Source organism: Pseudomonas frederiksbergensis (assembly GCF_017114915.1).
In the GTDB taxonomy this organism is placed as follows: Bacteria; Pseudomonadota; Gammaproteobacteria; order Pseudomonadales; family Pseudomonadaceae; genus Aquipseudomonas; species Aquipseudomonas frederiksbergensis_I.
This window is the reverse complement of record NZ_JAAUOE010000050.1, coordinates 24680-30791: the sequence shown is the minus strand read 5'-3', so window position 1 is coordinate 30791 and position 6112 is coordinate 24680. Positions and strand designations below refer to the sequence as shown.

The window sequence follows — 6112 nt, the reverse complement described above, 5'->3', positions numbered from 1 at the left end:
AGGTAGGGGTTTTGTTTTGCCCGCAGGAAAGAGCCGTGGCAATGTTGGCTATCCCCGGTAACAGCCATATCGTTGATGAAACTTTGGCTGCACGCGCAAAGTGACCGCGCCGTTTTTGGTATGGTGCAGCTCGTTTTTTAACGGACTGATTTTGATTTCAAGCCTAAGGATAGGCTCTCCTCTACAGTCAAAGAGCTGCTGCAGAAATGCCTGAACCGATACCGATCAAAGACCACGAAAAAGAGACGCGCCTGGTCAACAAAAGACTGATGGCCTGCGCCTTGTTCGTCGTCGCGATTACGTGCGCGCTGGTGGTGCGCCTGTATGTCCTGCAGGTAGTCGAGTTCGACTATCACTCGACAATCTCTGAAAACAACCGTGTCCATGTCCTGCCGATCAGCCCAACCCGCGGGCTGATCTACGACCGCAACGGCGTGGTGCTGGCGGACAACCGGCCCAGTTTCAACCTGACCATCACCCGCGAACGCGCCTCCGATGTCAAAGAAGAACTGGATGAGGTGGTCAACCTCCTGCACCTGCCGGCTGAAGACCGTACGCTTTTCGATAAAGCAATGAAGCAGGCTCGACACCCCTTTGTACCAGTCACTTTGTTCTACGAACTCAGCGAAGAACAGATCGCAGTATTGGCGGTCAACGAGTTCCGTCTGCCAGGAATCGATGTAGCGCCGCAGTTCGTTCGCCACTACCCAATGGGCGCGCACTTTGCCCATTCGATCGGCTACGTCGGCCGTATCAACGAGAAAGAATCCAAGGCCCTGGATACGGTGGAGTACCGCGGCACCCAATCCATCGGCAAGACCGGCATCGAGAAATTCTACGAGTCCGAGTTGCATGGCCACGTGGGTTACGAGGAAGTTGAAACCAATGCCCAGGGCCGTGTGCTGAGAGTGCTCAAGCGCATCGATCCGATCCCCGGCAAAAATATCGTCCTGAGCCTCGACGTCAAGCTTCAGGAAGCTGCCGAGGAGGCTTTGGGCGATCGCCGTGGTTCGGTGGTCGCTCTCGATCCGTCGACCGGCGAAGTGTTGGCCATGGTCAGCAAGCCAAGCTTTGACCCGAACCTGTTCGTGACGGGCATCAGCTCCAAGGAGTACGCGGCGCTGCACGACTCCATCGACCGGCCGCTGTTCAACCGCGTGCTGCGTGGTCTCTACGCACCAGGCTCGACCATCAAGCCGGAAGTGGCGATTGCCGGTCTCGACGCAGGGGTGGTTACCCCGCAGACCCGAGTCTTCGATCCGGGTTATTACCAGCTACCGGACTTCGACCATAAATACCGTAACTGGAACCACAGAGGCGACGGCTGGGTGGACATGGATGCGGCGATCATGCGCTCCAATGACACCTACTTCTACGATCTGGCCCACAAGCTGGGCATCGACCGTCTGCACGACTACATGGCGATGTTTGGTCTTGGCGAGAAAGTCTCGCTGGACATGTTCGAAGAGTCTCCTGGTCTGATGCCATCTCAGGCCTGGAAGCGTGCCACGCGCCGGCAGGCATGGTTTCCTGGCGAGACTGTGATACTCGGCATCGGCCAGGGCTACATGCAGGTCACCCCTCTGCAACTGGCCCAGGCCACCGCGTTGATTGCCAACAAAGGTGTATGGAACCGACCGCACCTGGCCAAGACTGTGGATGGTGTAGCGCCGGTAGACGAGCATCCGATGCCGAACATCCTGCTCAAGGACCCGCGTGACTGGGAGCAGGTCAATCACGGGATGCAGATGGTGATGCACGACGCCCGAGGAATTGCCCGAGCGGCGGCGGCGGGGGCCCAATACCGCATCGCTGGCAAAAGTGGCACCGCGCAAGTGGTGGCGATCAAGCAGGGTGAGCGCTACAACCGGGCGAAAACTCTCGAGCGCAACCGCGACAACGCCTTGTTCGTCGGTTTCGCCCCGGCTGAGCATCCGAAGATTGTCATCTCGGTGATGATCGAAAACGGCGAGGCCGGGGGGCGCGTCGCCGGTCCCGTGGTGCGGCAGATCATGGATGCCTGGTTGCTCGATCAGGACGGCCACCTGAAGCCGCAATACGCGGCGCCGAGCAAAGTCCCGGGCGACTCTCACGTCTAAGGATCAAGGTTTCACTGCACAGGCTCACGAATACCGGTAAACGATGAGGCGACGAGCAACCTGTTACGGTATTGAGACACCTGCTGTTGAGGATTAAAATTTTCAGGCTAAAGGGTGAAATGACGGAGCATTTGCCCGGCCACATATCTGGCGTGAGGGAGGTAGCGATGTTCCTTTCAACCCTGGAAATTCAAAACATCATTGAGCGCAGTTTTCTGCCCGCCGTGTGCACTTGCAGCGTGGAGGCAGACCAATCCCTGTCGATTCGGGTCTGCGATTGCATGACCGGCAAAGTGGACCTGGTGGCCACCCACGTTCCGGTATGGACACTGGACAGCCCCCACGCGATTGCCTCGCTGGTGGCTGATATGCGGCAAGAAATCGAGGCTCACAAAGGCATTCACCCTACATTTTTCAGCTGACCGGAATCACGCCGCACCACGTCGGTGGTGCGGTGTGCGTCCGTCGTGCCTTTCTCCACTGGACAACCCGGCCTGGAAAAAAGCTGAGCAGCGCTCCGAGTGCCCAGACTCTGGTGGGCGACGGCGCGGGTACTTGTTCGGTAACTGCGGCGCCTGAGCGGACGCCGCAGCATCAAACCCCAGGCACCGGGCAACTCAAATCACCTTCCTGACACTTCAAGTAAGTCTTGAACGCTTCGACGCGCGCCTTGGTCAGCTCTGTGGCGCAGTTGCTGTAGATCAGCGGATACACACTGCCGCCCGCCACCCCGGACGCCGAGAACGTGCACTCGGCATCGCGAAACGCAATCCATGAGCGCTGAGCGCCGATCAGCAGCTTTTTGGCCGCAGGGTCATCATTCAATCGCGTGGTGATCTGCTGGTAAAGCGTATTCAGCTCCTTGTCGGCCGCCTTGTTCTGCTGCGCCGCGCACTGATTCATCGTCCCTTGGTCAGTGGCGTTGTCGCAGTCGACGGCCTGCGCGAGGGGGGTGAACAGCAGCGGTGTCAGCGCAAGGAGAAGGCGTGGGGACATGGGGGAACTCGCTGTGGTGATGGAAAGTTGAGGTGCAGTGTAGCGAAGGCGGAGGTTTCAGCTTGTAGCGAGGGCGCCATAAGCCCCCTTCAACCCAGAACTTATGGCCAAAATCGAGGCCGAATATTTCAGGTACGGTTGATTGCGGCACCTGTTTGATACAACTTTTAGGTTGGTCTTATGGTCTTTACAGGCCTACTGTTTCAATACAGGAGGTGACTTATGAACCCAGCATCAGATCGCATCGAAAGGAAGATCCTGCTCAAGGCGCCGCGTTCGCAGGTCTGGCGCATGCTGGCCAATGCCGAAGTCTTCGGGAAATGGTTCGGCGTGGCACTCGAAGGTAAACGCTTTGTCGCCGGCGAGTGGACCCAGGGGCAGATTACATATCCTGGTTATGAGCACTTGTTGTGGAATGTACTGGTGGAGCGGGTCGAGCCGGAGCGGGTGTTTTCGTTTCGCTGGCACCCGTATGCCGTGGAACCGGAAGTCGATTATTCCCAGGAGCCCACCACGCTGGTGAAATTCGAACTCCAGGACATGGACGAAGGCACGTTGTTGACGGTCGTCGAGTCCGGTTTCGATCACATTCCTCAGTCGCGCAGGCTCAAGGCGTTCCGCATGGACAGCCGTGGCTGGGATGAGCAAATGAACAATATCGAACAGTTTCTGGCAGATAACACCAAGGCCCATGAGCGTGAGGGAGGTTGATGGCTGACACGGCCAAGGGTTTTCGGAAGGGCGGCTATGGCGAATGTCTTACACGCGTTAGTAGCTATGTCGTCTATTACGGATTGGATCCGAAGCGTAATCTAGCCCCATCAACTGAAGCACAGGAAGTGCTCAGGGTCACGGATGATCGACCATAAGCAAGGATTGCTGCCGACAGGGAGTCGATATGGTCTTGGGAAAACCCGCTTCGGCGGGTTTTTTTATGGGTGTCAGAAAAGTCCGTCAGATGTCCACGACTTCACGCAGTGTCTCCAGGGCGCGCTTCAACACGTCGAGGCTGATCGATCCCATGGCCACCCGCAGTGCAGGAGGCACGTGTGGGGTCGTGGCAAAAGGTTCGGCGCTGGTTACCCGCACGCCTTTACGTTCCAACTCGGCAACGACCGTTTCGGCCCGCAATCCTTCAGGCAATCTGAGCCAAAGGTAATAGGAGCCGGGATGCGCCACCAGTTCGCAATTGTTCAGGATTTGCCGAGCCAGGTCCTGTCGCTGCCGGGCGTCCAGGCGCTTTTGCTCTTCGAGGTTGTCGACTTCGCCGCTATCGATCCAGCGGCAGGCCAGTGCGACGGTCAGTGATGGGGTGCTCCATGTCGACACGCGGATGGCTTGTTCCAGCGCCGGCATCATCGCTTTCGGTGCAACGATGAAACCGATCCGCAAGCCCGAGGCAACGCTTTTCGACAGGCCGCTGATATACAGCGTGCGGTGCGGGGCCAGGGTAAACAGCGGTTTGGGCGCCGGTTCAGCGAGGAAGGCATAGGCACCGTCCTCGATGATCAGAAAGTCGTAGCGTTCGGCCAATTGCACCAGGCGTTCACGGTCGGCGATGGACATCACCGTCCCCAACGGATTGTGCATCGTTGGCATGCTGTAGAGCGCCCGCACGGGGCGCCGTTTGCACAGCGCTTCCAGAGCGTCGAGGTCGGTGTGCCCGGCGATTTGCGGCAGGGCTTCGAGGTCCAGCCGATGGGCCAGGGCCAGGGTTTTCAGGCCGGGGTAGGTGAGGGCGTCGAGGGCCAGAATATCTCCCGGCTTGAGCAGCGCCATCAGCGTTACGGTGAGACCTTGCTGGGCGCCGTTGACAATCAGCAACTGATCGCCACCCACCCGTATTTCCCGATTGCGCAAGTGCCGGGCCGCCGTCTGCCGTTCATGTGGACGCCCGCCCTGGGGGGCGGAATGCAATAGCGCATCGATATCTCCGGACGCGGCAATCGCTCGCAAACCCTCGCGCAATAACTCGTCCTGACCGGGGACCGACGGGTAATTGAAGGTCAGGTCCACCGTGCCGACGCCCAGTGGTTGCTGTTCCAGCCCCAGTCCGCGTGGCAAGGACGTGTCGCGCACAAAGGTGCCACGGCCAGGTTCGCCGACCACCAGGCCGATCGCTTCCAGCTCGCTATAGACCCGCAATGCCGTGGCCAGGGCAATCCGTTCGTCCTGCATCAACGCGCGAATGGTCGGCAATTGCGTGGCCGGTGGCAGTTCACCGCTGCGAATCTTCCCGGCGAACTCATCCACCAGGCGCTTGTAGCGAATACGGGTCATGGGTGAGGGCTCTTTGTATCTGGATCAATTTTTTGTTTGTATCAGATTGGCGCTCTAATCTACAGGCTTTCCAGGACGGAGACTCGCTGTGATTGACCCTGCGACCTTATTGATTTTCGTCGGCGCGGTGATGTTGTTGCTGCTGTCGCCCGGACCCAACATGGCCTTCGTGATCAGCCATGGCGCCAGTTATGGCTGGCGCGGTGGTGTGGCGTCGGGATTGGGCATCGGCCTGGCCGATCTGATCCTGACGGCGCTGACCGCGTTGGGGGTTACGGCACTGATTGCCAGCTGGCCGCCGGCCTTCGACCTGATCCGTTATGCCGGCGTCCTGTACCTGCTGTGGTTGGCGTTCAAGGCGTTGCAAACAACGTCGACCAAGGGCCTGTCGGATATTGCGCCCGTGCCGCTCAAAATCCTGCTGATCCGGGCGATGCTCAACAGCTTGCTGAACCCCAAGGCCTTGCTGTTTTTCATGGTGTTCCTGCCGCAATTCGTTAACGCGCAACGAGGGTCGATTGCCGTACAGCTGGTGCTGCTGGGCATGGTGCTGACCCTGGTCAGTGGCGTATTTCACACCCTGCTCGGGGTTTTCGGCAGCACGGTCAGCCGGCGTATTTCCAGCACGTCGACATTCGCCAAATGGCAGTCATGGGGGCTGGCCGCGGTGCTGCTGTTGCTCGCCGTCCGGCTGGCTCTGATGACTCGTCCGGCCTGACTCATTCACTGAAAAGGAA

6 protein-coding genes are annotated in these 6112 nt (G+C 58.9%); 4 read left to right on the top strand and 2 right to left on the bottom strand.

Features of this window, described 5'->3' with window-relative positions:
- Positions 1-206 precede the first annotated feature (206 nt).
- Positions 207-2099 (top strand): penicillin-binding protein 2, encoded by a 1893-nt coding sequence (mrdA, locus tag HCU66_RS24330; protein WP_205890956.1) that lies wholly within the window; start codon positions 207-209, stop codon positions 2097-2099.
- A gap of 167 nt (positions 2100-2266) precedes the next feature.
- The gene (locus tag HCU66_RS24325; RefSeq protein WP_205890955.1) at positions 2267-2521 is read left to right on the top strand and encodes a DUF1652 domain-containing protein; all 255 of its coding nucleotides are present in this window, start codon (positions 2267-2269) and stop codon (positions 2519-2521) included.
- 172 nt (positions 2522-2693) lie between these two features.
- Here HCU66_RS24325 and HCU66_RS24320 read toward each other — a convergent pair whose 3' ends face one another.
- Positions 2694-3095, bottom strand: a complete 402-nt coding sequence (locus HCU66_RS24320; RefSeq protein ID WP_205890954.1) for a lysozyme inhibitor LprI family protein — start codon at positions 3093-3095, stop codon at positions 2694-2696.
- Between the two features lie 222 nt (positions 3096-3317).
- Here HCU66_RS24320 and HCU66_RS24315 point away from each other — a divergent pair, with 222 nt between their 5' ends.
- Positions 3318-3806 carry an SRPBCC family protein gene (locus HCU66_RS24315; protein ID WP_205890953.1) on the top strand — a complete coding sequence of 163 codons (489 nt, stop codon included), beginning with the start codon at positions 3318-3320 and terminating at the stop codon, positions 3804-3806.
- 243 nt (positions 3807-4049) lie between these two features.
- Here the strand turns inward: HCU66_RS24315 and HCU66_RS24310 are convergent, their stop codons facing one another.
- Positions 4050-5375, bottom strand: a complete 1326-nt coding sequence (locus HCU66_RS24310; RefSeq protein ID WP_205890952.1) for an aminotransferase-like domain-containing protein — start codon at positions 5373-5375, stop codon at positions 4050-4052.
- A gap of 88 nt (positions 5376-5463) precedes the next feature.
- Here HCU66_RS24310 and HCU66_RS24305 point away from each other — a divergent pair, with 88 nt between their 5' ends.
- Positions 5464-6093 (top strand): LysE family transporter, encoded by a 630-nt coding sequence (locus HCU66_RS24305; protein ID WP_205890951.1) that lies wholly within the window; start codon positions 5464-5466, stop codon positions 6091-6093.
- Positions 6094-6112 lie beyond the last annotated feature (19 nt).